Genomic DNA, 25,563 nt, shown 5'->3' with positions numbered 1-25,563 from the left:
GAAACCCGGATAATGCACAAAAGCCGGCCGGGCATGTCCCGATCGGCTTTTTCCGTGTAAGGGCTCCCGCCGCCGTCCTCCCCGATGGAGCCGGCACCCGGCGCCGCCCCGCGCACGGCCCATCCCGCGGCCCCGATGGCCGCTCAAAACTCAGGAGTCACCCGTCATGGGTCAGTCAGTAGTCGTGCTCGGTGCCCAGTGGGGCGATGAAGGCAAAGGCAAGATCGTCGATCTGCTCACCGAGGAAATCGGTGCCGTCGTGCGCTTCCAGGGCGGCCACAACGCCGGCCACACCCTCGTCATCAACGGCAAGAAGACCGTCCTGCACCTGATTCCCTCCGGCATCCTGCGCGAAGGCGCGCTGTGCCTGATCGGCAACGGCGTGGTGATCTCCCCGGCCGCGCTGCGCAAGGAGATCGAGGAGCTGGAGAGCGCCGGCGTGGAAGTGCGCTCGCGCCTGAAGATCTCCCCGGCCGCGCCGCTGATCATGCCGTACCACATCGCGCTGGACCAGGCGCGCGAGAAGGCTGCCGGCGGCAAGGCCATCGGCACCACCGGCCGCGGCATCGGCCCGGCCTACGAGGACAAGGTGGCGCGCCGCGGCATCCGCGTCGCCGACCTGCACTACCCGGACCAGTTGGCCGAGCTGCTGCGCACCGCGCTGGACTACCACAACTTCGTGCTGACCAAGTACCTGGGCGTGGAGGCGGTGGACTTCCAGAAGACCCTGGACGAGGCGCTGGCCTTCGGCGAGTACGTGCAGCCGATGAAGTCCGACGTGGCCGGCATCCTGCACGACCTGCGCAAGCAGGGTAAGCGCGTGCTGTTCGAAGGCGCGCAGGGCGCGCTGCTGGACATCGACCACGGCACCTACCCGTACGTCACCAGCTCCAACACCACCGTCGGCGGCGCGCTGGCCGGCACCGGCGTGGGCGCGCAGGACATCGACTACGTGCTGGGCATCGCCAAGGCCTACGCTACCCGCGTGGGCGGCGGCCCGTTCCCGACCGAGCTGGACGATGAGATCGGCCAGGGCATCCGCGACCGCGGCGCCGAGTACGGCGCCTCCACCGGCCGCCCGCGCCGCTGCGGCTGGATGGACATCGTCGCGCTCAAGCGCGCCGTGGCCATCAACGGCATCTCCGGCCTGTGCATCACCAAGCTCGACGTGCTCGACGGCATGGAAAAGCTCAAGGTCTGCATCGCCTACGAGTACCGCGGCAAGCGCACCGAGTACGCCCCGCTCGACGCCCAGGGCTGGGAAGAGTGCACCCCCGTGTACCTGGAGTTCCCCGGCTGGAGCGAGAACACCCACGGCATCACCAACTGGAACGAACTGCCGCCCGCCGCCCGCGCCTACCTGCGCGCGCTGGAGGAACTGGCCGGCTGCCCGATCAGCATCGTCAGCACCGGCCCGGACCGCGAGCACACGATGGTGTTGCAGGATCCGTTTGCCTGATCCAAGGCTCCCGTAACCTCCTGGCGTTACGCCCTCTCTCGCGCACGGGAGAGGGCGAAGCTTCAAGGAAAGGCCCGCGGGGGCCTTTCTTGCTTTTTGCACGAACCTGAATGGGCATTGTCGTTCGGCTCACGCACGCAGCGGATTCCCGGTGTCGTGTGGAGGCCCTGGTGCAGCAGCGGCGCTTACGTAGCACAATGATGGCTCTTCGCGACAGAGGAACTTCCACCATGCGCCGCGCCAAACCGCTCAACGAAGCGTCCATGCAGTCCGCAGAGGACCGCATCCCCGCATTGGCCGCTCGGGCCGGCCGCGAGGCGCATGCGCGAGCCCTGAAGCAGACCGGATGGGTGGTGATGAAGTCGGTCGGTGGCTTGCTGGTGGAACGTCGGGCGAGTGGCCAGGACGTGGTGATCAAGCGTCTGCCCGACAGCACGCCCGCCTCAGTGGGGACCATACTTAAGCGGGTTCGCACGCCTGGCCTCAAGCCAACTACATCCAGGCCGGCGACGAAGCGCTGAGCGGCTAATGCCACGAGCTGCGGATGGAGCCAAAACGGGCATAGGTGCCGCCCAGCCCCGCATGAGGGTCTTCGCAGGCCCCAATGGATCCGGCAAGAGCACCATCCTGGGGTTGCTGCGCCCCGAATGGATCGGGGTCTATGTGAACGCCGACGACATCGAGCGGCAACTGCGGCAGGCCAGTACCTTGGATCTGTCGCCGTTCCAACTGCGGCGACCGCCTGCGGACTTACAGCAACGCTTGCGCGCTCACTTGGCTAGCTCCGTCCTACTGCGCGAGCATGGCATGGACGGGGTGGCTGAAATGCTGGTGCTTGAAGCGGGCGACGTGTTGCGATTGCCCGCAGAAAGCGTCAACTCCTACGTAGCTGCAGTATTGGCCGATGCGTTCCGCAGGGGATTGCTGGAGCAGGACACCACGTTCACTTTCGAAACGGTGATGTCCTCACCGGACAAGATCGACTTCATGCGCGAAGCGCAGGAACGCGGTTATCGCACCTACCTCTACTTCGTCGCCACCGACGATCCCGCCATCAACCTGGCTCGTGTCGCGCAGCGGGTCGCGCAGGGCGGCCACGATGTACCGGAAGATCGCGTTCGCAAGCGCTACCGTCGCTCCATCGACCTGCTGGATGATGCCTGCGCGGCGTCCAACCGCGCCTACGTGTTCGATAACTCCGGCGAGGCCCATGAGTTGCTGGCCGAAATCGTGGAGGGGGACGAGTTGCGCATCCGTGCCACCCAGTTGCCGGCATGGTTCACGGCAACTTCGCTGTGGCAATCGTTCCAGGCCCCCGATGCACGGGCACCTGGAGCCTGAAGCCGATTCTCCACCAGTCCAGATGACGCCCCACAAACCTGGGATCAGGTTTACTTCCGACGGTAAACCGACTGGGCCCCGTTGCTGCTTGCTCGATCCAGTGTCTCGCCACCTCTCTCGTCGTGTGGGAGAGGGTCAGGATGGCGGCCTTCCTCGTGTCTGCATGACATGAGCCGATAATCGGCGCTATTCGGCTCATCTGCCGAGCTGATCAGCGGCATCTTGTTGAAAAATAGAAGCAATTGTTTCGATCATGGGCCGCCAGCTTGGATGTCTCCAAGGAATCTAAGTTATTTCTTGATCAAGTCATGAATGGGGGGACACTGCTGCCCGATTGCAACTGTTGCCAGTAAGGAGCAGAGTTTGCCTATCCATGGGGGGATGAGCGATGGAAAGCTCGCAATACGTTGTTGACCGACGTCTGTATTCAGACGAAGTAGTGGCCCGGGCGGCGCATCGCTATACGGGCCAAGTGAATGTGGTGCTGACGATCCAAGGCGACGGTTTGGTCGTGGTCTTCACGGCCTTGGACGGCGGACCTTTGCCGGCCGATCTTTCCGGCCGGTTTTCTCGGGACTTGTTGGACGAGCGCCTCAGGGCGTTGGTTCGTGCAGAGACGGCCGGGCTGCAGCAGGATCTGATTCGGGCGGCCTTGCTGCAAGCCCAGCCTCCAGTGGCAGTCGATGTCTAGGTTCAGGCCGCCGCAGGCGTTTGCCGCCCCTCAGGCATATCAATTGCTGCCGTTTCGGTTCCGGCGCCTTCCCTGGGATCCGGGACGGGCGTTCGTGTCCTCGATGGCTGGGGACTGGCTGCTGATGGGGATGGAGGAACTTCAGCGATTCGCTTCGCATGAACTGCCCACTGACTCGCCCCTGTTCGCTGACTTGGAAGCACGTCACCTGGTCATGGCCGAGGCCGGCCGAAGTAGCCTGTCTGCGCTGCTCAGCCAGATCCGCAGCCGCAAATCCTACATTCTGGGTGGGCCGGCGCTTCACATCTTCGTGGTTTCGCTGCGTTGCCACCACACCTGCAGCTACTGCCAAGTATCGCGGCAGGAAACCACCGCCACCACGTTCGATATGGCCGGATCGCACGCCGAGCAGGCGGTGGAACGCCTGTTCGAATGGCCAAGCCGAGAGCTGACGATCGAGTTCCAAGGTGGCGAGCCCCTGCTCAACTTCGAACAGGTGATGGCCATTACTCGTCGCATCGTCGAGCGCAACCGTTCCGCTCGACGCTCGCTGCGCTTCGTCCTGGCTTCGACATTGCACGATCTCACCGAAGCGCAGTTGGCCTTTTTGGCAGAGCATCACTTTAAGCTGTCGACTTCGCTTGACGGTCCGGAGTGGCTCCATAACGCCAACCGTCCGCGTCCTGGCCGCGACAGCTACCGGCGGACGCTCGATGGGATAGAGCTGGGCCGTCGCTGGCTGGGAGAGGAGGGCGTGTCGGCGCTGACGACGCTGACCCGGCACAGCCTGGAGGTCCCGGAAGCCATCATCGACGAATACCGGAAGCTGGGCTTCCACAGTATCTCGCTGCGACCCTTGAGCCCCTACGGGTTCGCCACCCGAACGGCTCGGCGTACCGGATACGCGACGGAGGACTACCTCGCCTTCTACAGGCGCGCGTTCGAGCACTTGGTGGCGGTCAACCGCTCTGGCTATGCCATGGAGGAGTCCTATGCCTCCCTGCTGCTATCCCAGTTGTTCACGTCGTTCGGCCACGGCTACGTCGATCTGCGCTCGCCGTCAGGTGCCGGGCTCGGTGCCGTGATTTACGACCATGACGGACGCGTCTACCCCTCCGACGAGGCGCGGATGCTCGCCGCGATGGGCGATGACACATTCTCGCTGGGTGATGTGTCCCAGCCGGTAGCCCAGTGGCTCTCTTCTCCCGCCATGGCCCGCTTGCTGGAAGCGGGTGTGGCGGAGGCCTTGCCGACCTGTGCCGATTGCGCGTTCGTGCCGATGTGCGGGGCCGACCCGATTGAACACTACGCCCGTCAGGGCGACACGGTGGGGCATCGACCGAGCAGCGATTTCTGCAAGCGGAATATGGGTCTGTTCGATTTCCTGCTGGAACGCTACGAGAACGCCGATCGGTGGACCCAGCGCCTGATCCGGTCTTGGGCGATTTCCAGAGCTTCCCAGAGCGAGGCGGCCGATGTTGCCGCTTGAGACCAAGGCTGATCTGTCGCCGTTTGCCAAGGCGTCGCTTCTCAAGGTGGTCGATCTGGGTGACTTCGCCCAAACCTGCCTGCCGGCGGAACGCCTTGCGCTTGACCTCCGGGACGTTGCTCCCGAGCAGCTGAGCAAACCCTTGTTGCAGCTTCCTTGGGGCGCGGTGATGCCGCCGCCAGGCGCAGCGGTACCCGGCGAGGTGCCGTTCGTTCGCCTGGAGGGTCCACCGGGCCTGTGCAAGCCCGGGGATGTGGTCGAACTCAATCCTGCTCAGCGCAAGATCGCGATTCGCTATCGGCGCGGCGATACGGGCAATGTCCTGTTTGCCACCGAGCGCTGCAACAGCTATTGCCTGATGTGCTCGCAGCCGCCCCGGGACGTGGAGGACGACTGGAGGGTGCGGCACTTGCTCGACCTGATCGACCTGATCGACTTGGAGGAGCCCTCGCTGGCGATCAGCGGCGGTGAGCCGACGCTACTGGGGGACGGCCTGGTCGCCGTCGTCCGCAAGTGCGCGCAGGCACTGCCGAACACGCATTTGCATATTCTTTCCAACGGAAGACTGCGCGATCCCGGCCTGTACGCCAAATTCGCTGGCCTTCATCCGAACCTGAGCTGGGGCGTGCCTTTGTATGGCGACCACTACGCGCTCCACGACTACGTCGTGCAAAGCGAAGGGGCGTTCGCCCAGACCCTGCGCGGCCTGTATGCGCTGGATGCCGCCAAGCAACGGATCGAGATCCGTGTCGTCCTGGTACGACCGACGTTCGAGCGACTGGTGCAGCTGGCCCGCTACATCTGGCGGAACCTGCCCTTCGTGGAGCATGTCGCCTTGATGGGGATCGAGCCGATCGGTTTCGCCAAGGCCCACCAGCGCGAGCTTTGGGCCGACCCGGCCGACTACGCCGAAGTGCTGGCCGAAGCCGTCAGCATGCTTGCGGAGGGAGGGATTCCCGTCTCCCTCTATAACTTGCCGCTGTGCACCCTTGACCGCTCCCTGTGGCCCTACGCAGTTCAAAGCATCTCCCCCTGGAAGAATGACTACCTGCCCGCGTGCGACGCCTGCTCTGTTCGGCAGCGTTGCGGCGGATTCTTCTCGTGGGTCACGCCGACGTGGACCAGCCGCGCTGTCTCTCCTGTTATGGAAGCCTAATCATGTCCAATGCCTTGATGATTGTTGGTGCCGCCACATTGGGCACTGTAGGTACGGAGCCACCTAAGAGTCAGGCCGATGTATCCAGGCTTTCAGAAATGGATGGGAAGTACGCCACCGTGCTGAGCACGTCGCTCAACGCCGGACGACACAACCTGTACGCCGGGCATCGAAGCCACAGCTCGCACCGTTCGCACAGCTCGCATCGATCCCACTCATCCGGATCGGGCAGTTCCTACAGGTCGTATTCCTCACCGCCGGCCACCTATACGCCCGCGCCGAGCATCTACACCGCACCTGCGAACTCACAGAGCAGCGCAGGCAGCGAAAGCAGTACGGCAGGGCAGCATGGCCAAGGTCTCCAGCCTACGACGCGAGGAACATCGCCCGCGTCCAACAATCTGACGTTGGAGCCGAACTCCAAGGCCAAGCCGGTTACAGAGGGCCGGAGCGCCGATGCGCTCAAGCTGCTCATCATGCGGGTCCAGGCGGCGCTGTACTCCAAGGGCTATGACCCTGGCGCCATCGATGGCACGCTGTCGCCGCAAACACAGTCGGCCCTGCGCATGTTCCAGCTCGCCCATGGCATTCGGGCTACCGGAACTATGACGACACCCACGCTGGATGCTCTAGGTGTACGGTTTTGAGCGTGGCTGGCATACACGCCGAAGAATTTGGCTGGTGCCTCTACCTGTATCGACCCTCCATGCTATTCAAGAATAGAGAGGTGGCGTCCCATACGTCTGCTTTCGGCCAGAAGCGGGCGTTCGACAACTGTTTCACCTACCCCCATGCCGCATGGGATGATTTGGGCTTGCAAGCGCCAGTGGCCAGCAGGCCAGACACATCGAAATGATCTTGCGGATCTGTCGCTACCGGGTGACCACACGGTAGGCTTGTGGAAATTTAGCAGAACTGGCCAGCTCGAGGAGTTGCCAACTCTGGCAGAATAAGCCGCCTGGATGCAAGGGTCGGCAAGTATCTTCGCTCTGCACCAACCCAGCTCAACCATCAATGCCTGGATGCCAATGAAAAACTTCGACACGCGGGCGTATAATATCTCGGACTTCATTGAGTGGAACAGCAAAGAACAGCTCGAGCTCTCCCCAAGGTTCCAGCGCAAGTCGGTGTGGACAGAGCGCGCTAAATCTTACCTTGTCGATACCGTCCTGCGCGGAAAACCAATTCCGAAGATATTGATAACGCAGTCGTTGCGTGATGGCAAGAATATCCGCACGGTCATCGATGGGCAGCAACGCCTTCGCGCAATACTCGGATACTATGCTGGTGACTTCGCAGTATCGCGGGCTCACAACCCTGAGCTTGCAGGAGTTCGGTATGAGAATCTCGATCCAGAAGCACAGGCTGAATTCCTTAAATACGAAATCGGCGTTGACATGCTTTTTGATCTGAGCTACGAGGATACATTGGATGTATTCGCAAGGCTGAATACCTACTCTGTGAAGCTTAATCCTCAGGAGCTTTTAAATGCGCAATATCTCGGTTTTTTTAAGCAGGCTGCGCACAGTCTTGGACTAAGGCATGTCCGCTACTGGATCGATGGCGGCGTGATGACCGAGAAGCAGGTGACTCGAATGGCAGAGGCAGAACTGGCATCCGATCTTCTTGGAATGCTCATGGATGGGATTCAATCAAAGAAGCAGATCGCTACTTATTTCAAGAAGTATGATGACAAGGAAGCCGAGGTTCGCGCCGCCAAAGAGAAATTTCTTATGACGATGGCGTATGTTGGAGCACTGTACCCACCCGAGCAATTGAAAATTACAAATTGGGCGCGTGTGCACTTCTTCAACTCCCTTTTTTGTGCTGTTGCGCATTGCCTGTACGGATTGCCTGGAGCAAACGATATCCCGCGCAAGGCTTTGCCTAACGACAACCTTGGCCCGGCGAGAGTCAAACTAGACGAGATCACGGCGCAGTACGATGCAGTGACGATTGATGGGGCTCAGCCCAGCCAGGGTTTCATGAAATTCATTGAGACGTCTCGTCGTGCAACCACGGATGCGTCGAGTCGCAAGGCCCGCGTCGCCTATATTTGCGCTCAGCTCTAACAATGGATTACGCGACCGCATATACCGGTTTCATTCAGCGTCTCGATACCATCCGCAGACTTCAGGAAAAGATCAATGCGGAAGACGGCCAAGATCCAGCGGAACGGGATCTACTTTTTGAATCAATGTTCATTGCCGCATTCCGTGCTTTAGAAAACCTACTCGAAGATTGCTTCATCTATAGCATGCAGGGCATGGCGGACTTGAGTGGCGTGGTGGTGCCGCGCCACGCCAACCCGATCGATCGTAAGCACGCAAGGGAAATGCTGATGGGCTCCCAAACCGTACTGGATTGGACAACGTCCGGTGCGATAACCCGCAGGTTCGAAACGTTTCTTCAGGATAAGAATGTCGGCCTATACGTTGCCGTGGCGGGCGGTAGTTCCACATTAAGCACGGCTAAAGACTTACGAAACCATATTGCCCATAATTCCGACGAAAGCGCTGTCAAGTATGCAAAGGTGGTTGGGGTCTTCTATCCTACAATGCCGCTAACCATTCCAACTCCAGGAGAGCTTCTGCGGAGCATGCCAACAGTGGGGCCTGCAAAATCGAAGCAAGTCTTCACTTACTTTCGTGAAAGGTTCATCGATATCGCCCGAAGTATCACCGCCGCGCCAGCATAGCTGAGTGCTGCTTCATTTCTTGCTGGCTCTCGTTAAACTCTCGCTTTATCAGAGTCTGCCATTGAAGACGACTGCTTTGGGTCGAAAGCAGTCTCCCAAGTATCGCCGTCTTCAACTCTTGATTAGTGACATACACGTAGCACCCCTTCATCCCCCGGCTCATCAGTGTCTTGTATGTATTCCGAACGATTCGATCCCACCCGGTCATGGATCTCAGGATTGCTCTTGGACTGCGACTTGTACCCCCGAATCGAACGATCCTGCCTTGATCGCTTGGCTGGATCAGTAACCAGCCGCCCGTCGCGCCAGGCCAGGTCGGGGCCGATGATCACGCCCACATAGTCCATCTCCAGGCCCTGGCAGGTGTGGATGCAGCCGACCTGCTCGCCGGAGTTGTCGGCGATGGCCCACAGGCTGCCGTCGCTGCCCAGGTTCCATGGGCGCGGTAGTCGTGCTCGGGGATCTCGATGTCCCAAGCCTTCGGGGTGTTCTTGCTCTTCCAGTCCCAGCAGTAGCCGGCGACCATGGGGGCTTTGTTGCTGGCGCGGTTCTTCTCGCGGTTTGTGGCTATGGTAATCCCCAGTTGACTCGACCTGGCTTCGGTAGCATTCTCGGCCTCACGGAGCCTCGAAACTCCGCTTACAGCGGTACCCACCTCCGACAAATCGGTGGGTTTTTTGTGCCTGCATGTTTTTTTGCAGGCGCAACCGACGTGATGCCTGCGTCGGGAGGGCGGTGAATACAACACCCGAAAGGGGAATAAGCCCGCCGGCTGTAAGCGGTTTCGAGCCTCCCGACTTCCCGTCCGTCCCTTTGCGACGGGCGGGCCACTCTAGGGAATGAGGAGGCGACGATGTCGAGGCACGCGTTGGACGATTTCGAGATGGGCATGCCGGGCTATTTCCTGCCCGAGGAGAGCCGGCACCGGTTGGTGAGCCTGAGCGAGCACATCAAGTTCCTGTCGCGGTTGGCGCAGCCGCGCATCGCGGACGAGGAGAAGGAGTGGGCGCCGGAGGTGCGCATGGGCCAGCTGGCGTTCTGCCTGGAACTGCTGGCCGACCAGGTGGACCTGGTACTGGATGAGGTGTCCTGGCCGGCACTGCGGGCAGAGGACGATGACGCCGCGGAGCGCGATGCCGCGGCCCAGGAAGACGATGCAGGAGAGGAAGGCGGCGGCGGGGTGTCGGAAGCGTCGGAGGTGCAGGAAGCGCCCGAGGCGCCAAATGCGCCCGGCGTGCCGGAAGTGGACCTGCGCGACTTCACCTATGGGCTCAAGCTGGAGCAGATCGACAGGCTCAATCTCCTGCTCTCGACGATCTCGGCCCATGCCGACGTGGCGGTGGCCAGCAGCATGGCCGATTTCGCCGAGAACACCTTGTCCGCGGTGGGGGATACGATCTTCGAGGCGGCGGCCGAGGTGCGCGAGATACTGGAGGACGTGAATGACCAGCGGCTTTGGTACGGCGATCGCCCGCGCTTCGGCGTGAGCGAGGGGCGGGCGGTCTATGCTGTGCCCCGTGCCGAATCGTCGTACGGGGAACCCCTGCACTGAGGTCGGCCAGCCAGGCTTGTGCAGGCGCGCTGCCGTTTGGGTATCGTCGCCTGCACGGCCTTCATGCCGGCTATCGCAACGCTCGGGCGTGCGTGCGGCGCCGTCTGCGCCGGATCCTGCGGCGGCCAATCGATCTCACGCTGTCCTGCCGGCGCTGCCATGTCCTATGTGGTACAAAAGTGCTACATTCGCGCAGAGCCCAGCGCGCCCGGAGGATTCCATGAGCACTACTACCATCCGTCTGCCCGACGAGCTCAAGGCACGCGTTGCCGCCGCGGCGAAGCGGGGCGGTACCACGCCGCACAATTTCATCCTGGAAGCGATTGCCGAGAAGGCCGACCTGGCCGAGCGTCGCGCCGACTTCGATGCCGTGGCAGAGCAGCGGTACGCCGGCATCGTCGCATCCGGGAAGACCATCGCGTGGGACGACATGCGCGGCTATCTGGAAAAGCGCATGGCGGGGAAGCCGGCCAAACGTCCAGCGGCCAGGAAGTTGGCCAAATAACGTGTCGCGCATCGAACTGGCGCCCGAGATCGTGGACGACCTGGAGCGGATACTTGATCATCTCCAACGCCATGAAGCAGCGCATATACCGGATCGGTTACGCGAAATCATCGAGGCGATCAGTGTGCTGGAAACCAATCCGCTGATCGGGCGGCCGGCTAGCCGCGACAAGCGTGAGCTGGTGATCGGTCGCGGTGCATACGGTTATCTCGCGCTGTACCGGTATGTGGCGCAGGTCGATACGGTATTCGTGCTGGCGGTGCGTTCGCAGCGCGAGGCCGGTTTTACGGATCGATGATCTGCATTCTTGTGGCTGCCGGGAACTGATGCGGGGACAGGCAGCGAGCCTTCCTCTTAAGAGCCGCTAACAGAACCCGGCCGTCGTCCCCGCGCAGGCGGGGGTGAAGCGCCACTGCTTGCGAGCCACTGGCTCGCGTGGCGCTGAACGCCGTCGGGCTATGCCCGATGGCCGGGGGGCGAAGACCCAGCGACTTCAATCTGGCGAAGGCAAGGCACTGGATCCCCGCCTACGCGGGGATGACGAGTTTTGTTAGCCGCTCTAAATGACGATGTTGAACAGCCGGTCCCAACCTGCCATCGTGCGTCGCGATTACAACGCATGAGGTGTGCCGCATGAGAACTGCATCACCGCCTGTATTCCGTCCGCTCCCCACGCTTGGTTGCATCGCGTTGATGGGGGTACTTGCATGGGCAGCTGCCGCACCGGTGAACGCGCAGAGCGGTGCGACGGCCGCCAATCCTGCCCAAACTGGCGCCAAGCCCAGCTTCATATCCAAGGGAAACCCGCTCTTCCGCGACAAGTTCACCGCCGATCCCGCGCCGCTCGTGGTGGGGGACCGGCTGTACCTGTATGTCGGCCACGACGAGGCCCAGCGCGACGAGATGTTCAACATGCGCGAATGGCTGGTCTATTCCACCGACGACATGAAGACCTGGACCGACCATGGCCCGATCATGAAGGTGGCCGACTTCAAGTGGGCGAAGGCCGACGCCTGGGCTTCGCAGGCGATCGAGAAGAACGGCAAGTTCTGGTTCTATGCCGCGGTGGAGCACGACGACACCCATCCGGGCAAGGCCATCGCGGTCGCGGTCGCGGACAGCCCGACCGGGCCGTTCGTCGATGCGAAGGGATCGGCGCTCATCACCAACGAGATGACGCCCAAGGGCACGCACAGCTGGGAGGATATCGACCCGACGGTGTTCACCGACGATGACGGCACGACCTGGATCGCCTGGGGCAACCGGCAGTGCTACATCGCCAAGCTCAAGCCCAACATGATCGAGATCGACGGGCCGATCACGGAGATCACGCCACCGCACTTCGAGGAGGGGCCCTGGCTGCACAAGCGCGGGGCGCTGTACTACCTGACCTACGCCTCGCTCGACCGCGCCACCCACCGCGACGAGAAGGTGTCCTACGCCACCGCGCCCTCGATCCAGGGTCCGTGGACCTACCGTGGCGAACTGACCGGCTCGGGCAAGTACAGCTTCACCATCCATCCCGGCATCGCCGAGTTCAAGGGCAACTGGTACCTGTTCCTGCACAACGCCGCGCTCGCCATCGGCGACCTGAACGGCGCGATCGGCAGGCGTGCGGTCACGGTCGAGTATTTGCAGTACAACGCGGACGGCAGCCTCAAGCCGGTGGTGCAGACGGAGGCCGGCGTATCGGTTCCGCCGCCACGGTAGGCGGTGCAGGCCGTGGGGTATGACCTGGCCGAACGAGGGTGGGTCATTGCCGCGGCCGCAGGGGCGCAGAAGGAGAGGGACGAATGGAAGGCTGCGTGGGCGTGGATGGAGCCAAGAGCGGTTGGATTGCGGTCTGGCCCGAGGGGGAGGGTTTCTCCTGGCATGTGTACGACAGCGCCCATGCGTTGCTCGACCGGCACCGGGGCGCGCGGGTGATCGCGGTGGATATCCCGATCGGCCTGTCCGACCGCGAGGGCCGGCAAGCCGATAGCCAGGCGCGCCGGTTCGTGGGCGGCAGGCGCGCGTGCAGCATCTTCTCCACGCCGGTGCGGGGCATCCTCGATGCGATGTCGCGGGCGGAAGCTTCCCGCCGGCACAAGGAGATCGATGGGCGCGGCTTTGGCGCGCAATCGTTCGCGATCCTGCCCAAGATCCGGCAGTGGGACGAGCTGCTGCAGGCGGATGCGCAGGCGCGACAGGTGGTGAGGGAGATCCATCCCGAGGTGTGTTTTGCCGCGCTCAACGGCGGGCCGGGCCGTGGGTTGGTCGAGCCCAAGCGCACGCCGGCTGGGATGGAAAAGCGGATCGCGTTGCTGGCGGCCGTGTTCGGGCGGGAGCAGGTGATGGCATTGGTGCAGGCCGTGCCGCGCCGGGAGGCGGCGACGGACGACGTGCTCGATGCGCTTGCGGCGTTGTGGAGCGCGGGGCGGATTTCGCGGGGATGTGCCGGCACGTTGCCGACGCCGGTGGTGCCGGATGCAGTGGGGTTGCCGGCGGCCATCTGGTATTGAGCGCACTGGCTTGGCGGAACCGCCGCCGTGTTTGGAATGTGTTGCTGGCGTACATGGAGGTCGTGCGGGCGGCGCGTGTGCCGCGTATTCTTCACGGTGGGCGCCGTAGGTTCGACCCGGGCCAGGCAGTGGAGCCATGACATGGGCAAGCGGGAGCACAGCGGGCGCGGCAGCGATCCGAAAGCCGGCAAGGCGGGCGATGCTTCGTCCACCGATCCGCGCCGGCCGGTGCCGGGGCCGGATCCCAAGGCGGGGTTGGACCGCGAGGTCGGCGATCTCGAGGACACCGGATCGAAGGATGCCGGCGATGCGTTGCCGGGGCGTGCCGGAGGCGGTTTGGCGGGGGCTTGAGGTGTTGGCGCCTTGGCGGTGGTTCCGGCTTTCCGAGGATCGATTGTGCTGGCCTTGGGTGGGCGAAAGCTCGCTTCGGAAGGTGGGTTGGCGTGGGAAAGATTTCGGCGCCGATGGGCTTTGCTGGCCGGCTGTCGGGGCTGAAGCCCCTCCCACAAGGTGTGCCTGTCGAAAGTGAAGCTGCCTTCCGCAAGGGAGCGTCAGAGATCTTTTTTCTCCAAGTAGAGAGTGGCCAGCTGTTGAGGGCACTTTCTCAGGGATGTCGGCTGTCGGGCTGAAGCCCTTGCCCACAAGGGGCAGTCGAAGGTGAAGCTGTCTTCTGCAAGAGGCCGTCAAAGCTCTCTCTTCCCCAAGAGGGCGGCCAGTTGTTGGGTCGAGGTGCGCTCGCAAGGGACGCTGGTTGTCGGGACTGAAGTCCCTCCCACAAGAAGCGCCGGTGCGATGGGGTGCCTGTCGGGGAACACGACGTGACCGGTGGGTGAGGCGGGCTTGGCTGCGATGCACGGGCCGTTTACCGCGCCGCTGCTACACGTGGCGCCATGCGCGGTTGTCCGCGCATGCGAGCGATGCCTCCGGGCTGGGCCGCGGGAGGACCGACATGAGGGGCGACTACGCCCATTCGCGCGCGCGCATGGTCCGCGAGCATCTTGCGGCGCGCGACATCGACGATGCGCGCGTGCTCGAAGCGATGGGCGCGGTGCCGCGCGAGCGCTTCGTGGACCCGGGCATGAAGGCGCTCGCCTACGAGGACCGCCCGTTGCCGATCGGCGAGGGGCAGACGATCTCGCAGCCGTACATCGTGGCGCTGATGGCGCAGGCGGCGGCGATCGCGCCGGGCGGCAGGGTGCTGGAGGTCGGCACCGGCTCGGGCTATGCGGCGGCGGTGCTGGGGCGGCTGGCGGCGCGCGTGGACACGGTGGAGCGGCATGCCGCGCTGGCGGCGCAGGCCGGGGAACGGTTGCGGGCGATAGGCCAGGACAACGTGCATGTGCACGTGGGCGACGGCAGCGAGGGCTGGCCGTCGCGGGCGCCGTTCGATGCGATCGTGGTCGCGGCCGGCGCGCCGGAGCCGCCGCCGGCCTTGCGCGAGCAGTTGGCCATCGGCGGGCGGTTGGTGATCCCGGTGGCGGCGGGCGAGGGCGAACCGCAGCGCTTGCGCCGCATCGTGCGCGTGGCGCCCGGCCGCTACGAGGCGCAGGACCTGGGCGGGGTGATGTTCGTACCGCTGGTGGGCGCGCAGGGCTGGCGCGAGGACGGGCAAGGCGCGTCGGCGCCAGGGCCGGAAACGATGGACGTCGCCGCGCAGGTGGCGCGCGCGGCCGAGCCGTTGCCGGACATCGAGGCGCCGGCATTCGCCGATGCCTTCGAACGCTTTGCGGGATGCCGCGTGGTGTTGCTGGGCGAGTGCAGCCACGGCACGTCGGAGTTCTACCGGGCGCGCACGGCGATCACGCGGCGGCTGGTGGAGCGGCACGGCTTCACCGTGGTCGCGGTGGAGGCCGACTGGCCGGACGCGGCCACGGTCAACCGCTACGTGCGCCACCTGCCGGCGGACGCGCAGGCGGCACCGGCGTTCGAACGCTTCCCCACCTGGATGTGGCGCAACGCCGAGGTGGCCGCGCTGGTGGCGTGGATGCGCGAGCACAACCGCGGCCGCGATGCGGCGCGGCAGGTGGGATTCTACGGGCTGGACCTGTACAGCCTGGGCGCGTCGATGCGCGCGGTGCTCGATTACCTGGACCGCGTGGACCCGCAGGCGGCGGCCACCGCGCGGCAGCGCTACGGCTGCCTGGCGCCGTGGCAGCACGCGCCGGCCACGTACGGCCGCGCGGCGCTCGATGCCGGCTACGCGAAGTGCGAGGCCGAGGTGGTGCGCCAGTGCCGCGAGCTGCTGGCGCGCCGGCTGGAGTACGCGCAGGCCGACGGCGAGCGTTACCTCGATGCGGCGCAGAACGCGCGCCTGGTGGCGGCGGCCGAGCGCTACTACCGCAGCATGTACTACGGCGGCGCCGAGAGCTGGAACCTGCGCGACACGCACATGTTCGACACGCTGCGGCAGGTGCTCGACGCCAAGGGGCCGGCGGCCAAGGCGGTAGTGTGGGCGCACAACTCGCACGTCGGCGATGCGCGGCACACCGGGATGGGCCGGCGCCAGGGCGAGCTCAACATCGGCCAGCTGTGCCGGCAGGCCTATGGCGACGAGGCGGCCTCGATCGGCTTCGGCACGCACGAGGGCAGCGTGGCGGCGGCGAGCGACTGGGACGGCGAACTGGAGATCAAGCAGGTGCGGCCGTCGCGGCCGGGCAGCGTGGAGCGGCTGTGCCACGACTGCGGCGTGGCGCGCTTCCTGCTCGACCTGCGCCCGGGCCGCCACGAGGCGCTGCGCGAGGCGTTGATGCCGATGCGGCCGGAGCGCTTCATCGGCGTGATCTACCTGCCCGAGACCGAGCTGCAGAGCCACTATGCCGAGGCCAGCCTGCCCGGGCAGTTCGACGCCTATGCGTGGTTCGACCGGACCGGTGCGGTGACGCCGCTCGGGCGCGAGCCGCGTGCCGCGCACGAGGTGGCCGAGACCTGGCCGTCGGGATTGTGAGCGGTGCCCGGGCTGCGCGGCGCGATGCGCGCGATAGGTCGGTAGGGTGCCGATGCGCGACGCGCGAGCGGCGGATCTTGCGCATTCGGGGCGAAGAGCGGGCCGTCGTGCGCGCGGGCGCGAAGAAATCCGGAATCTTTCCGCGCGCCGGCCTGAAGGCGTTAAGCGGCGCGAATATGCCGGTGAATCCGTTTACAGGGCGCCCGCACGTATCGGGTAACCGGTGTCCGGACGGACCGTAATCGATTACACGGTGCGCAAATGCGACGCTGGATTTCCCCGGAAACCATCCGGGCGTGCCCGAGCATGCCCTCTTGTTGCACTGCATGGTGACAAATGACAGCGCACGACATTAGTTTGCGCGGCGAGTGGTAGCGCTATCAGTCCCGCGCGTGCGCGATGGACGCCGATGGAGGAGTCGGTCCGGGCGCGACCGCTTGCCGATTCGATTCGTTGCAGGAGTTTGGGCCGCTGGCGTCGCCGTACCAGGCGCGCCGGTGTCCAGGGTTGGGCGCGGGCCATGGCCCGCGGGGGCCTTCCGGGTGGAAGGCGTACATCCATCGATCGAAAGACATAGGGGAGCCTCATGAGAGGAAGTTGGTTTCCGTACCGAGTACCAGGGACGGCCGCGGCGGTGGCCGTGTTCCGCGCCGCGCACGATGCCGTCCGGCATTCCACTCCCGAGCAGAGGGCAGGCTGATGAGCCGTAGGTTGAAGAAGTTCAAGTCCAGGGCGATGTTCACCTTCGTGGGCGGCGTCCTGATCGTCAATCCTGCCTTCGCGCAGGAGGCCGCGCCGGCACCGGCGCCGCAGGCCACGTCCAGCGAGGCGACCACGCTCGACACGGTGCAGGTCACCGGCCTGCGCAACAGCCTCAACCAGTCGATGGGCATCAAGCGCGATGCGGCCGGCGTGGTGGACGCGATCAGCGCGGAGGACATCGGCAAGTTCCCGGATACCAACCTGGCCGAATCGCTGCAGCGCATCACCGGCATCTCGATCGAGCGCCGCGACGGCGAGGGCGCGCAGGTCACCGCGCGCGGCTTCGGCCCCGAGTTCAACATGGTCACCCTCAACGGGCGCACGATCCCGGGCGCGGACGCGTTCGGCGCGGCCGGCCAGGTGGCGATCGGCGGCGTGGACGGCGGCACCCGCGCGTTCAACTTCGCCCAGCTCGCGGCGGAGGCGATCAGCGGCATCGAGGTCTACAAGACCAGCCGCGCCGACGTGCCCAGCGGCGGCATCGGCGCCACCATCAACATCCAGACCGACAAGCCGTTCAACCACCGCGGCGGGGAGGTCACCGCCAGCGCCGGCGCGAAGATGGGCTACGACGAGTCGCAGCCGTTCGACAACGACGTCACCCCGGAAGTGTCCGGCATCTTCAGCTACGCCAACGCGGACAAGACCTGGGGCGTGGGCCTGAGCGCGAGCTACCAGAAGCGCAAGGGCGGCTCGGTGCAGGCCACCGAGAACTACTGGAACATCCAGCCGTGGACCGGCACGATGCCGGGCAACCCGAACGTCACCAACGCCCCGGCGATCGGCCAGCTCTACGCGCGCCCGAACGACCTGCGCTACGCCTTCGCCGACTTCGAGCGCGAGCGCATCAACGGCCAGGCGGTGCTGCAGTTCGCGCCGATGGACAGCCTGACGCTGACCCTGGACTACACCTACTCGACCAACGAGATCACCGAGAATCGTGGCGAGCAGAGCATGTGGCTGCAGAACCAGCAGTACACCGACGTCACCTTCGACAGCAGCGCGGTGGCCACGCCGACCTACCTGCGCGAAGTCGCCGGGACCAAGGACTTCGGCCTGGAACAGCAGCGCAGCATGCAGAAGTACAAGCTGGGCTCGCTGGGCTTCAACGCCGACTGGCAGGCCACCGACAACTTCCGCCTGAGCTTCGACGCGCACAACTCCAAGACCCAGAGCCTGCCCAACGACCCGCTGACCGGCGGCGGCTCGATCTTCATGAGCGTGGCCGGCACCAACAACTGCACCGCCGGCCCGCACTGCGGCGGCTCGTGGGTGCAGGAGATGTGGTTCAACGGCGGCTTGCCGCAGATGGCGCAGACCTGGTTCCCGACCACGGCCGACGCGCTCGCCAACACCAATGGCGCGGTCAACCCGGGCTTCACCGACGGCGAGATCGGCACGCAGCTGGTGCGCGTGAACTCGCAGTCGCAGATCAGCGAGATCAAGCAGGGCCGGATCGACGGCGAGTTCACCTTCGACGACGGCCGCTTCCAGTTCGGCATCGACAGCTCCAAGGCCAGCACGCACCGCGTCCAGGCGGCCGAGGCGGCGTACACGCTGGGCGACTGGAGCGTGGCCAACGTCAACCAGGACGTGGCCAACGGCCTGATGGGCCTGCTCCGGCCGGTCAACGTCGCCGGGCTGTTCGACGACTACAGCGTGGGCAGCTCCAACGGCGGTTGGGTCGGCGATGCCGGCGCGCTGACCCGCTGGGCCGCGCAGAACTACGGCTACGACATCACCGTCAGCCCGCAGCGGGCGGCCGACAACTACGTGGAGGAAAAGACCCGGGCCGCCTACATGCAGGTGGACCTGCAGGGCGAGCTGGCCGGGCGCCCGACCAACACCCGCATCGGCGTGCGCTACGAGAAGACCGACGTCACCTCGACCTCGATGATCGCCATCCCCAGCGCGATCGAGTGGCAGTCCAACAACGACTTCCGCGTCCTGCTCTCGCAGGAGCAGCAGCCGTTCACGGAGAAGTCCAGCTACAGCTACGTGCTGCCCAATCTGGACTTCAGCATCGACCTGACCGATACGCTGAAGGGCCGCGCCTCGTTCGGCAAGAGCATCGCGCGCGCGCCGTACGGCAACCTGTACGCCGGTCCCGGCGCGCAGCAGCCGTTCGGCTCGGTGCTGATCGACCCGTCCAGCCGCGCCAGCGGCAACGCGCAGAACCCGGCGCTGAAGCCGCTGGAGTCCGACAACCTCGACCTGGCGCTGGAGTGGTACTTCGCCGACGCCAGCTACGTGTCGGTGACCTTCTGGAACAAGACGGTCAACAACTTCATCGGCAACACGGTGACGCAGGAATCGCTGTACGGCCTGCGCGATCCGACCTCCGGCCCGGATGCGCAGCAGGCGCTGGCGTTCCTGCAGAGCCAGCAGTGCATCAGCCAGGTCACCGCGGCCGGCAACGACCCGGCGGCGTGCTCGGCCAACGACACCTCGCTGTTCGCCGCATTGGCGATGCTGCGCAACGCCGAGGCCACCGGCGGCCTGGCGGCCTACAACGGCAGCTCGGCGCAGAGCCTGCAGATGGAGAACCAGTACGACCTGCATGGCGAGGCCGACGACCCGCTGTACATGTTCAACGTCAACCGCCCGGTCAACCAGAACAAGGCCAAGCTGCACGGCTGGGAGCTGGGCGGGCAGTACTTCTTCGGCGACACCGGCTTCGGCATCTACGCCAACTACACCATCGTCGATGGCGACGTGGGCTACAACAACGCCGGCGACCCGAACGTGGACCAGTTCGCCCTGACCGGCCTGAGCGACACCGCCAACGTGGTGCTGATGTACGAGAAGTACGGCTGGTCGGCGCGCCTGGCCTGGAACTGGCGCGACGAGTACCTGATCCTGGCCAACCAGGGCGCCAGCCGCAACCCGTACTACGTGGAGGCCTACGACCAGCTGGACCTGAACGTGAGCTACGCGCTCGACGACCATTGGTCGTTCGGGTTCGAGGCGATCAACCTGACCGGCGAGGACGTGCGCTGGCACGCCCGCAACGACAAGCAGATGGTCAAGCTGATCGACCAGAGCCCGCGCTTCATGCTCGGCGTGCGCTACCGGTTCTGACCGGCGTCGGGACGGCGACACGGGGGCCGCTGCATGCAGCGGCCCCCCTTTTCCCGCCCGCTGGTCTTGCGCATAAGATGCGCCAGACCGCGGAGGGGCTGGAACCGTAATGGCAAGACACGAACTGTTGAACAACGTCGCGCACAAGGACCTGCGCGTGGTCGCCGCACGCTTCGGCAGCGAGTTCGGCGACGAGGTCGGCCTGGTGCCGGCGTTCCCGACCGAATTCGCCGAGCTGCAGCGCGAGTACCCGCTGTTCCTGCGCCGGGAGGCCAACGGCGATTGGCAGGCGGTGGCGCTGCTCGGCTTCGAGGCGAAGGAGAACCTGTTCCTGCAGGACGGCCGCTGGAACGCGGGCTACCTGCCGGGCTTCATCGCGCGCGGGCCGTTCCTGATCGGCTTCCAGGAACAGCAGGTCGAGGGCGAGCGCCGCCTCGAACCGGTGATCCACGTGGACATGGAGCATCCGCGCGTGTCCACCACCGAGGGCGAGGCGGTGTTCCTGCCGCAGGGCGGCAACAGCCCCTACCTGGAGCACGTGGCCACGGTGCTGCGCGGCATCAACGACGGGGTGGCCATGGGCAAGGCGATGTACGCCGCGCTGGATGCGCTGGAACTGATCCAGCCGATGGACATCGGCCTGCAGTTCGACGCGCAGCACCGCGCCAGCCTGGCCGGCCTGTACGGCATCGACCGCGAGCGGCTCGCCGCGCTGGACGCCGAGTCCCTGCACGGCCTGCATCGCGCCGGCTGGCTGGAAGGCGCCTGGCTGCTGCTGGCCTCGCAACACAACCTGCGCCGGCTGATGGCGGAGAAGCAGCGCCGCCTGCGCGACGGCGCCGCGGCGGCGTGAGCGCCATGCACGGCGTCCCGGCCGGCCTGCCCGAACGCGACGACGTCCGCGCCGGCGCGCTGCCGCTGCAGGCGCTGTTCGACGGCGCGCAGCCGGTGGTGCTGCGCGGGCTGGCGCGCGACTGGGCGCTGGTGCGTGAGGGCCGGCAGTCGGCGCGCGCGGCGATGGACTACCTGCTGCGCTTCTACAACGGGCAGCCGGTGACGTATTCCCACGGCGGCCCGGAAGTGGCCGGGCGGCCGTTCTACAACGAGGATTTCACCGCGCTCAACGTCGAGGTGCGGCGCAGTCCGCTGGGCGAGGTGCTGGACGCGATCGCCGCGCACGCCGGCGACGAGCGGCCGCCGACCTACTACGTCGCCTCGCTGCTGGTGGACACGCGCCTGCCGGGCCTGCGCGCGGAGAACGACCTGGATTTCGCCTCGCAGGGCGTGGACGCGCCGCCGAGCATCTGGATCGGCAACCGCACCACCGCCTCGGCGCACTACGACGCGCTCTACAACATCGCCTGCGTCGCGGTCGGGCGGCGCCGCTTCACCCTGTTCCCGCCCGGGCAGATCGCCAACCTGTACCCGGGGCCGCTGGAACCGACGCCGGGCGGGCAGGCGGTGAGCGTGGTCGACCTCGACCGGCCGGACCTGGTGCGCTTCCCGCGCTTCGGCGAGGCGCTCGCGCACGCGCGCAGCGCCGTGCTGGAACCGGGCGACGCGATCTACATCCCGCCGCTGTGGTGGCACCACGTGCAGGGCCTGGACGCGTTCAACGTGCTGGTCAACTACTGGTGGCAGCGCGCGCCGGCGCACCTGCCGCCGCCGATGGGCGCGCTGTACCACGCGCTGTGGGCGCTGCGCGACCGGCCCGAGCAGGAGAAGCGCGCCTGGCGCGAGGTGTTCGACTACTACGTGTTCGGCGACGCGCAGCGCGCCGGCGAACACCTGCCGGAGGCCGCGCGCCACGTGCTCGGCCCCATCGACGAGACGCTGTCGCGGCAATTGCGCGCGATGCTGATCGCCAGGCTCAACCGCTGACCGCGGCCACGACATCGAAGAGGGGGGAGATCGCCTTGGAAACACCGCAACCGAACCGCATCCGCAAGGTCGTCATCGCCGGCGGCGGCACCGCCGGCTGGCTGGCCGGGGCCGCGCTGTCGCACCAGTTCCGCGACCTGCTGGACATCGTACTGGTCGAGTCCGAACAGATCGGCACGGTCGGCGTCGGCGAGTCGACGGTGCCGCCGATCCGCAATTTCCACAAGTTCATCGGCATCGACGAGCAGGAGTTCCTGCGCGAGGTGGCGGGCACCTTCAAGCTGTCGATCTCGTTCGAGAACTGGCGCCGGCCGGGCGAGCGTTTCTTCCACCCGTTCGGCACCACCGGGCAGGGCACGCTGGTGTGCGGCTTCCACCACTTCTGGCTGGACAGCCTGCGCCGCGGCCTGCGCTCGGACCTGGGCGACTACTGCCTGGAGACGCTGGCCTCGCGCGAGGACCGCTTCGGCATGCCGGCGCAGCCGCCGGTCAACTACGCCTACCACCTGGACGCGGGGCTGTACGCGCGCTTCCTGCGCAAGCGCGCCGAGTCGCACGGCCTGAAGCGCATCGAGGGCAAGATCCGCAGCGTGCGCCAGCATCCGGACGGCGACGTCGCCGCGCTGGAGCTGGAGAGCGGGCAGGTGCTGGAGGGCGACCTGTTCATCGATTGCACGGGCTTCCGCGGCCTGTTGATCGAGCAGGCGCTCAAGACCGGCTACGAGGACTGGAACCAATGGCTGCCCAGCGACCGCGCGGTCGCTGTGCAGACCGAGTCGCTCGGTCCGCCGGTGCCGTACACGCGCGCCATCGCGCACGAGGCCGGCTGGCGCTGGAACATCCCGCTGCAGCACCGGGTCGGGTCCGGGCTGGTGTTCTCCAGCCGCCACATGAGCGAGGACGAGGCGCGCGCCAAGCTGCTGCGCGACGTGGGCGCGCCGCCGATCAAGGAGCCGTGGCTGGTGCCGTTCCGTACCGGTCGCCGGCTGATGGCGTGGAACCGCAACGTGGTGTCGCTGGGCCTGGCGAGCGGTTTCATCGAGCCGCTGGAATCGACCAGCATCCACCTGACGATGTCGGCGATCGTGCGCCTGATCGAGCTGTTCCCGGCGGACGGGATCCAGCCGTCGATGGTGCGGCGCTACAACGAGCTCAGCCGCGCGGAAATGGAGCACGTGCGCGATTTCATCATCCTGCACTACCACGCCACCGAGCGCGACGAGCCGATGTGGAAGGCCTGCCGCGAGATGGAGCTGCCGGACTCGCTGTCGCAGCGCCTGCAGGCCTGGCGCGAGCGCGCGCACGCCTGGCAGGTGCAGGGCGAGCTGTTCCGGGTGGACTCGTGGACCCACGTGCTGCTGGGGCAGGGGATCGTGCCGGAGCGGCACCACCCGCTGGCGCAGGGGCTGTCGGACCAGGACCTGCGCCGGTTGCTGGAGGCGATCCGCCAGCCGCTCGAACAGGCGGTGGCGCAGCTGCCGTCGCAGCAGGCCTTCATCGAGCGCTATTGCAAGGCGGGACCCGAGGTCTGGGGAAACCGGCCGGCGCCGCGGCAGGCCGAGCCCGTCCGCATGGCATGAGGGTCGCCGCGGTGCCGCGCGGCGTGCGTGGCACCGCGGCGGCGGCTCACTCCTCGCGCCCGACCGTGGCCAGGCGCAGGAAGGTCTCGTGCTGGTAGCGGCTCATGCGCAGCTGCTGGCCGGTATCCAGCGTGACCACGTGGTGGCCGTTGAACCAGGGATGGATGGCCTTGACCCGGCGCACGTTGACGATGGCCGAGCGATGGATGCGGACGAACTGGCGCGGGTCCAGGCGCGCGGCCAGCGCCGTCATGGTCTCGCGCAGCTCGTGGCGGCGGTCGGCCAGGTGCAGTTCGACCGTGTTGCGGTTGGCCTTGATCCAGACGATGTCCTCGACGTCGACGAAGACGATGCGCTCGTCCACGCGTACCGGCAGGCGCTGCAGGTAGGCGGCATGGCGGCGCAGTTCGTCCAGCGCCTGCAGGATGCGTGGGGTCGCGCCGGCCTCGCTGGCGGCCGTGGCGGCAAGGCGCGCGCGGGCGCGCTGCAGCGTGCCGGCGAAGCGCTCGCGGCTGAACGGCTTGACCAGGTAGTCCACGGCATTGGCCTCGAAGGCGCGCACTGCGTACTGCTCGTAGGCGGTGACGAAGATCGTGGCCGGCATGCGCTCCGCGCCGATCCGGTCGATCACGGCGATGCCGTCCATCTCCGGCATCTGGATGTCGAGGAACACCAGGTCCGGCGAGTGATGGCGGATCGCGGCCACCGCCGAGGCGCCGTCGCCGCATTCGCCCACGATCTCGATGTCGGGCTGCTCGCGCAGCAACCGCACGACCGCGTGGCGGGCGATGGGTTCGTCGTCGATGACCAGGGCGGCGATGCTCATGCCGGGACGTGCTCCGGGGCGTCGTCGGCATCCTCTAACTCGTGCAGCGGCAGGCGGATGCGGCAGGACACGCCGCGCGGCCAGACCATGTCGAGGCGGATGTTGGCGCGCTCGCCGTACAGCGCCTTCAGCCGCAGCCGCGTGTTGGACAGGCCGATGCCGTGGCCGGCGGGTTCGCCGCCGGGTTCGAGCGTGCTGTTGTAGTTGCGGACCTCGATCTGCAGCTCGTCCTGCTGGCGGCGGCTCTCGATCTCGACGCGGTCGGCGCCGGCGTGGCGGCCGATGCCGTGGCGGATGGCGTTCTCCACGATCGGCTGCAGGATCAGGCTGGGCACGGCGCAGTCGAGCGTATCGGGATCGACGTAGATATGCGTGCTCAGACGATCGCCGAAGCGCTTGCGCTGGATGCCCAGGTACAGGTCGAGCAGGGCCAGCTCGCGGCGCAGGGTGATTTCCTGGCCGTCGTACTCTTCCAGGAAGGCGCGCAGCAACTCGCTCAGGCGCAGCAGCATGTCCTCGGCCGACACCGTGTCCTCGTCCAGCAGCGTGACGATCGCGTGCAGCGTGTTGAACAGGAAGTGCGGTTGCAGCTGCGTCTTCAGCACCTTCAGGCGCGATTGCGCCAGCTCCGTGGCCAGGCGGCTGGCCTCCAGCTCGCGGCGATGGCTCTCGGCGCGGAAGTGCAGCGCCTGCTGGATGGCCAGCAACGCCCAGTAGGTCAGCAGGCCGATGGCGACGTGCTTGCTCAGGAACTGCGCGAGCTGCTCCCCGAGCGCTCCCGGCGATACCAGCGCGCCGATCGCGACGGCCAGCAGCGTGACGGCGACGCTGGCCAGGGCCTGCCGGCCGAGCGCGCCCAGCCGGAACGGCGGCTGGATGGGGAAGCGCTCGCCGAGGCGGAACACCAGCGGCGCGAGCGCGGCCCAGGTGTACCACTGGATCATCGACCAGCGCAGGTAGTCGAGGGGCGACCACAGGTAGCCTCTGTTGACCGCATCGTGCAGGAGTCCCTGCAGGGTGAAGACCACCACCACGATGGTCCACAGGCCGATGTAGCGGAACAGGCCTATCTCCGTACTTCCCAGGCGGATCTTCAT

The 25,563-nt window shown here is 66.0% G+C and carries 24 protein-coding genes; 20 read left to right on the top strand and 4 right to left on the bottom strand.

Annotation, left to right across the window (positions count from 1 at the left end; all coding sequences use genetic code 11):
* Positions 1 to 166: 166 nt before the first annotated feature.
* The 9 genes from FD678_RS11365 (at position 167) to FD678_RS11325 (ending at position 8,834) form a co-directional block, all read left to right on the top strand.
* Positions 167 to 1,459 carry an adenylosuccinate synthase gene (locus FD678_RS11365; protein WP_140723184.1) on the top strand — a complete coding sequence of 431 codons (1,293 nt, stop codon included), beginning with the start codon at positions 167 to 169 and terminating at the stop codon, positions 1,457 to 1,459.
* Between the two features lie 230 nt (positions 1,460 to 1,689).
* Entirely contained in the window at positions 1,690 to 1,980 is a 291-nt protein-coding gene (locus FD678_RS11360) for a hypothetical protein (RefSeq protein WP_140723181.1), read from the top strand.
* 61 nt (positions 1,981 to 2,041) lie between these two features.
* Positions 2,042 to 2,800 (top strand): zeta toxin family protein, encoded by a 759-nt coding sequence (locus tag FD678_RS11355; RefSeq protein WP_218569659.1) that lies wholly within the window; start codon positions 2,042 to 2,044, stop codon positions 2,798 to 2,800.
* 388 nt (positions 2,801 to 3,188) lie between these two features.
* Positions 3,189 to 3,491 carry a hypothetical protein gene (locus FD678_RS11350; RefSeq protein ID WP_140723175.1) on the top strand — a complete coding sequence of 101 codons (303 nt, stop codon included), beginning with the start codon at positions 3,189 to 3,191 and terminating at the stop codon, positions 3,489 to 3,491.
* The gene (gene hxsB / locus FD678_RS11345; RefSeq protein ID WP_140723172.1) at positions 3,484 to 4,980 is read left to right on the top strand and encodes a His-Xaa-Ser system radical SAM maturase HxsB; all 1,497 of its coding nucleotides are present in this window, start codon (positions 3,484 to 3,486) and stop codon (positions 4,978 to 4,980) included. Before FD678_RS11350 ends, hxsB begins: the two co-directional genes overlap by 8 nt.
* On the top strand, positions 4,967 to 6,136 hold the full coding sequence (hxsC, locus tag FD678_RS11340; protein WP_140723168.1) for a His-Xaa-Ser system radical SAM maturase HxsC: 1,170 nt from the start codon (positions 4,967 to 4,969) through the stop codon (positions 6,134 to 6,136). Before hxsB ends, hxsC begins: the two co-directional genes overlap by 14 nt.
* A 2-nt stretch (positions 6,137 to 6,138) precedes the next feature.
* Positions 6,139 to 6,783: a His-Xaa-Ser repeat protein HxsA gene (gene hxsA, locus FD678_RS11335; protein WP_140723165.1), complete on the top strand. Its 645-nt coding sequence runs from the start codon at positions 6,139 to 6,141 to the stop codon at positions 6,781 to 6,783.
* A 381-nt stretch (positions 6,784 to 7,164) separates the two neighbouring features.
* Entirely contained in the window at positions 7,165 to 8,208 is a 1,044-nt protein-coding gene (locus FD678_RS11330; RefSeq protein WP_140723162.1) for a GmrSD restriction endonuclease domain-containing protein, read from the top strand.
* A gap of 2 nt (positions 8,209 to 8,210) precedes the next feature.
* On the top strand, positions 8,211 to 8,834 hold the full coding sequence (locus tag FD678_RS11325; protein WP_140723159.1) for a hypothetical protein: 624 nt from the start codon (positions 8,211 to 8,213) through the stop codon (positions 8,832 to 8,834).
* On the opposite strand, the gene FD678_RS20870 is transcribed toward FD678_RS11325, so the two are convergent.
* Together FD678_RS20870 and FD678_RS11320 are read right to left on the bottom strand one after the other, a co-directional pair.
* Positions 8,815 to 9,042, bottom strand: a complete 228-nt coding sequence (locus FD678_RS20870; protein ID WP_372237529.1) for a DNA/RNA helicase domain-containing protein — start codon at positions 9,040 to 9,042, stop codon at positions 8,815 to 8,817. The two genes, FD678_RS11325 and FD678_RS20870, sit on opposite strands and share 20 nt — an antisense overlap.
* Positions 8,957 to 9,310 (bottom strand): DNA/RNA helicase domain-containing protein, encoded by a 354-nt coding sequence (locus tag FD678_RS11320; protein WP_372237528.1) that lies wholly within the window; start codon positions 9,308 to 9,310, stop codon positions 8,957 to 8,959. The genes FD678_RS20870 and FD678_RS11320 overlap by 86 nt, the downstream gene beginning before the upstream one ends.
* 377 nt (positions 9,311 to 9,687) lie before the next feature.
* Here FD678_RS11320 and FD678_RS11315 point away from each other — a divergent pair, with 377 nt between their 5' ends.
* From FD678_RS11315 to FD678_RS11265, 11 genes are all read left to right on the top strand, one after another.
* Positions 9,688 to 10,386, top strand: a complete 699-nt coding sequence (locus FD678_RS11315) for an XAC0095 family protein (protein ID WP_140723156.1) — start codon at positions 9,688 to 9,690, stop codon at positions 10,384 to 10,386.
* Between the two features lie 220 nt (positions 10,387 to 10,606).
* Positions 10,607 to 10,891, top strand: coding sequence for a ribbon-helix-helix protein, CopG family (locus tag FD678_RS20620; RefSeq protein ID WP_140723152.1), 285 nt, complete (start codon positions 10,607 to 10,609; stop codon positions 10,889 to 10,891).
* Position 10,892: 1 nt separating this feature from the next.
* Positions 10,893 to 11,189 carry a type II toxin-antitoxin system RelE/ParE family toxin gene (locus tag FD678_RS11305; protein WP_140723148.1) on the top strand — a complete coding sequence of 99 codons (297 nt, stop codon included), beginning with the start codon at positions 10,893 to 10,895 and terminating at the stop codon, positions 11,187 to 11,189.
* Between the two features lie 428 nt (positions 11,190 to 11,617).
* Complete coding sequence (locus FD678_RS11300; protein WP_218569657.1) at positions 11,618 to 12,601, top strand: glycoside hydrolase family 43 protein; 984 nt, start codon at positions 11,618 to 11,620, stop codon at positions 12,599 to 12,601.
* Positions 12,602 to 12,684: 83 nt separating this feature from the next.
* On the top strand, positions 12,685 to 13,392 hold the full coding sequence (locus FD678_RS11295; protein WP_140723142.1) for a DUF429 domain-containing protein: 708 nt from the start codon (positions 12,685 to 12,687) through the stop codon (positions 13,390 to 13,392).
* Positions 13,393 to 13,533: 141 nt separating this feature from the next.
* Complete coding sequence (locus FD678_RS11290) at positions 13,534 to 13,743, top strand: hypothetical protein (RefSeq protein WP_140723139.1); 210 nt, start codon at positions 13,534 to 13,536, stop codon at positions 13,741 to 13,743.
* A 598-nt stretch (positions 13,744 to 14,341) separates the two neighbouring features.
* Positions 14,342 to 16,336 carry a protein-L-isoaspartate(D-aspartate) O-methyltransferase gene (locus FD678_RS11285; protein ID WP_140723136.1) on the top strand — a complete coding sequence of 665 codons (1,995 nt, stop codon included), beginning with the start codon at positions 14,342 to 14,344 and terminating at the stop codon, positions 16,334 to 16,336.
* A gap of 699 nt (positions 16,337 to 17,035) precedes the next feature.
* Complete coding sequence (locus tag FD678_RS11280) at positions 17,036 to 20,179, top strand: TonB-dependent receptor (RefSeq protein WP_140723132.1); 3,144 nt, start codon at positions 17,036 to 17,038, stop codon at positions 20,177 to 20,179.
* Positions 20,180 to 20,288: 109 nt separating this feature from the next.
* Positions 20,289 to 21,032 (top strand): SapC family protein, encoded by a 744-nt coding sequence (locus tag FD678_RS11275; protein ID WP_140723129.1) that lies wholly within the window; start codon positions 20,289 to 20,291, stop codon positions 21,030 to 21,032.
* Between the two features lie 5 nt (positions 21,033 to 21,037).
* Positions 21,038 to 22,060, top strand: a complete 1,023-nt coding sequence (locus FD678_RS11270; protein WP_140724224.1) for a cupin-like domain-containing protein — start codon at positions 21,038 to 21,040, stop codon at positions 22,058 to 22,060.
* Between the two features lie 35 nt (positions 22,061 to 22,095).
* Positions 22,096 to 23,640 (top strand): tryptophan halogenase family protein, encoded by a 1,545-nt coding sequence (locus FD678_RS11265; protein WP_140723126.1) that lies wholly within the window; start codon positions 22,096 to 22,098, stop codon positions 23,638 to 23,640.
* A 46-nt stretch (positions 23,641 to 23,686) separates the two neighbouring features.
* Here FD678_RS11265 and FD678_RS11260 read toward each other — a convergent pair whose 3' ends face one another.
* Together FD678_RS11260 and FD678_RS11255 are read right to left on the bottom strand one after the other, a co-directional pair.
* On the bottom strand, positions 23,687 to 24,466 hold the full coding sequence (locus tag FD678_RS11260; RefSeq protein ID WP_140723123.1) for a LytR/AlgR family response regulator transcription factor: 780 nt from the start codon (positions 24,464 to 24,466) through the stop codon (positions 23,687 to 23,689).
* Entirely contained in the window at positions 24,463 to 25,563 is a 1,101-nt protein-coding gene (locus FD678_RS11255; RefSeq protein ID WP_140723120.1) for a sensor histidine kinase, read from the bottom strand. The genes FD678_RS11260 and FD678_RS11255 overlap by 4 nt, the downstream gene beginning before the upstream one ends.

The organism is Pseudomonas sp. Hp2, from assembly GCF_006386585.1.
Taxonomy (GTDB): Bacteria; Pseudomonadota; Gammaproteobacteria; order Xanthomonadales; family Xanthomonadaceae; genus Pseudomonas_S; species Pseudomonas_S boreopolis.
This window is presented reverse-complemented; position numbering and strand designations above follow the sequence as displayed.

What these genes read in the sequence shown, in the direction of transcription:
- FD678_RS11255 (WP_140723120.1), bottom strand. Translation starts at nt 25,563, where the DNA reads ATGAAGATCCGCCTGGGAAGTACGGAGATAGGCCTGTTCCGCTACATC.
- hxsC (WP_140723168.1), top strand. Translation starts at nt 4,967, where the DNA reads ATGTTGCCGCTTGAGACCAAGGCTGATCTGTCGCCGTTTGCCAAGGCG.
- FD678_RS11290 (WP_140723139.1), top strand. Translation starts at nt 13,534, where the DNA reads ATGGGCAAGCGGGAGCACAGCGGGCGCGGCAGCGATCCGAAAGCCGGC.
- FD678_RS11280 (WP_140723132.1), top strand. Translation starts at nt 17,036, where the DNA reads ATGAGCCGTAGGTTGAAGAAGTTCAAGTCCAGGGCGATGTTCACCTTC.
- FD678_RS11355 (WP_218569659.1), top strand. Translation starts at nt 2,042, where the DNA reads ATGAGGGTCTTCGCAGGCCCCAATGGATCCGGCAAGAGCACCATCCTG.
- FD678_RS11270 (WP_140724224.1), top strand. Translation starts at nt 21,038, where the DNA reads ATGCACGGCGTCCCGGCCGGCCTGCCCGAACGCGACGACGTCCGCGCC.
- FD678_RS11365 (WP_140723184.1), top strand. Translation starts at nt 167, where the DNA reads ATGGGTCAGTCAGTAGTCGTGCTCGGTGCCCAGTGGGGCGATGAAGGC.
- FD678_RS11360 (WP_140723181.1), top strand. Translation starts at nt 1,690, where the DNA reads ATGCGCCGCGCCAAACCGCTCAACGAAGCGTCCATGCAGTCCGCAGAG.
- hxsA (WP_140723165.1), top strand. Translation starts at nt 6,139, where the DNA reads ATGTCCAATGCCTTGATGATTGTTGGTGCCGCCACATTGGGCACTGTA.
- FD678_RS11285 (WP_140723136.1), top strand. Translation starts at nt 14,342, where the DNA reads ATGAGGGGCGACTACGCCCATTCGCGCGCGCGCATGGTCCGCGAGCAT.
- FD678_RS11350 (WP_140723175.1), top strand. Translation starts at nt 3,189, where the DNA reads ATGGAAAGCTCGCAATACGTTGTTGACCGACGTCTGTATTCAGACGAA.
- FD678_RS11260 (WP_140723123.1), bottom strand. Translation starts at nt 24,466, where the DNA reads ATGAGCATCGCCGCCCTGGTCATCGACGACGAACCCATCGCCCGCCAC.
- FD678_RS20620 (WP_140723152.1), top strand. Translation starts at nt 10,607, where the DNA reads ATGAGCACTACTACCATCCGTCTGCCCGACGAGCTCAAGGCACGCGTT.
- FD678_RS11315 (WP_140723156.1), top strand. Translation starts at nt 9,688, where the DNA reads ATGTCGAGGCACGCGTTGGACGATTTCGAGATGGGCATGCCGGGCTAT.
- FD678_RS11330 (WP_140723162.1), top strand. Translation starts at nt 7,165, where the DNA reads ATGAAAAACTTCGACACGCGGGCGTATAATATCTCGGACTTCATTGAG.
- FD678_RS20870 (WP_372237529.1), bottom strand. Translation starts at nt 9,042, where the DNA reads ATGACCGGGTGGGATCGAATCGTTCGGAATACATACAAGACACTGATG.
- hxsB (WP_140723172.1), top strand. Translation starts at nt 3,484, where the DNA reads ATGTCTAGGTTCAGGCCGCCGCAGGCGTTTGCCGCCCCTCAGGCATAT.
- FD678_RS11275 (WP_140723129.1), top strand. Translation starts at nt 20,289, where the DNA reads ATGGCAAGACACGAACTGTTGAACAACGTCGCGCACAAGGACCTGCGC.
- FD678_RS11295 (WP_140723142.1), top strand. Translation starts at nt 12,685, where the DNA reads ATGGAAGGCTGCGTGGGCGTGGATGGAGCCAAGAGCGGTTGGATTGCG.
- FD678_RS11325 (WP_140723159.1), top strand. Translation starts at nt 8,211, where the DNA reads ATGGATTACGCGACCGCATATACCGGTTTCATTCAGCGTCTCGATACC.